At 45.9% G+C, this 1,679-nt stretch carries 2 protein-coding genes; both read right to left on the reverse strand.

The genetic code is table 11. From position 1 onward, the window contains the following. Window positions 1-112: 112 nt before the first annotated feature. Window positions 113-364, reverse strand: a complete 252-nt coding sequence (locus tag JWH17_RS24790) for a PD-(D/E)XK nuclease family protein (protein WP_369125083.1) — start codon at window positions 362-364, stop codon at window positions 113-115. Window positions 365-385: 21 nt separating this feature from the next. Continuing rightward, window positions 386-1,087 (reverse strand): hypothetical protein, encoded by a 702-nt coding sequence (locus JWH17_RS23145; protein WP_205225070.1) that lies wholly within the window; start codon window positions 1,085-1,087, stop codon window positions 386-388. Between the last annotated feature and the right edge of the window lie 592 nt (window positions 1,088-1,679).

Raw genomic sequence — 1,679 nt, forward strand, 5'->3', positions numbered from 1 at the left:
TGAAAAAATAACAGCGTCGCTTCGCTCCGACCACCTGGCCAGTTTCACTGGAATAGGTGGCCGGAATCACGTGGACTGACTGGCCGGTTTCGACTGGAATGGGTGGCCGGATTCAGTGGAATACGCAGAACACCTCTAATGCTGCGTGAATAGCCTTGCCGAAATGAAGCGCGATACTGCTGTGTTCTACTGGCAGCCCAATGATATATCTGAAAGAATAGCGTAAGCTACAGCTTAGATACGTGAAGATCTGGGAGTGACTGATGTGAAGCTGGTTTCTCATGGATTGTATTGCTTGTGACATAATATCCTCCAAATTTTGGGCACAAAAAAAGAGGAGCCGGTTGCCCGAACTCCCCTTCATTGTTGGATTAGTTGAAACTGATTAATTGCCAGTTAATTCTCCGATAAAACTGCTCGCATCATTCTTCGATAAAAAGCTGACAACGCATCCATATCTTTCCCGACTCATAGTATCGAGTTCCTTGCGGGTAATGCTTCTGTCGTCGGCTAAGCTTAAGAGAAAGGAATGCTGCTTTTGGGAAAGACGTGACTGGCCGTTTCCATTGCCATTATTACCGTTACTGCGATTGCCATAGCTTCCATTGCCAGGTTGAATGCTAACGGGTGCTGTCTGATGATAGATAGGCTCCTGTTGCTCCAGAGGAATATTATCGACCGGCGGGTAAGAAGAATCTTCTTTTTCACTGTCCAGGTGTGACACCTCTTCTGCAGAACAATATTCAACGCCATAACCGGCAAATCGTAAGGCTCTGGCTATTGCCCGCGTCTCTGCTAATTCCAATATAGCCGGTGCAATCTTGGCATCCCGCTCAACACTGGCCATACTGATTCCTGTGTAGGACCCCTTGTCCGTTGAGCAAAGCGCTTTAACCACTGCCACATTGCCGTCGTACTTAATGATTTCAGTACTGATGTCCAGGCTTCCATTAAGGCCATGGGCAAGCCTTAAACGTCCTCCAACCTTGGGGTAGTCGGACTCACGCCACTGGCCTGTTCGTTTGTCGTAATGACGCATAGTGACAAGTTCTTCGGGTAAAAACTGATTTCCATTTGTGTTGGTCATAATAATCTCCTGTAAAAAGTGAATGGGGGGGGAGTGGTAACCAGATGGCCAATCCTCTTCACAAAAACTGGACCACTATGCTTTTAATGGAAAGTTGCCAAGACACAGGAGCAGGCAATGGAATGAGTACTCACCCCTTCGTATGGGTGGGGGCTATAATTTATCAGTATAAATTTTACCTGCTACAAAGCGACAGGGCGGCAATTACACTCTCACCACGTCATAAAACTTGTTCGACCATTAACCTTTGGAGGTAGGAAAAATATCGCCCTGACCGTCCGATCGTCCCTGCCACATATGATGATACAGACGACACGGACGATGTGGGCGATGAAAAATAGAATTCAGGGAAGGGGTGTGTATGGAGTTTGTGGATGGGTTGGTGCTGTAGAGATTAAACCAAGTAGTATAGTAGTAATATAACAATATCAGTATGTTGAGAGTAGTTGCTATCCAACCTGCTTGCAATCAGAGGTACTCGTACCATGGAAAGAAGAGGAAAAGGGAATAGAATTGCATGGATGCTCCTAGAAGGTAGGATACTTATATTATTACTACTATTGAGTATTTAACTGTCAGTCAGGAGACTCTG

Source organism: Desulfogranum marinum, from assembly GCF_016918565.1.
Classification (GTDB): domain Bacteria; phylum Desulfobacterota; class Desulfobulbia; order Desulfobulbales; family Desulfobulbaceae; genus Desulfogranum; species Desulfogranum marinum.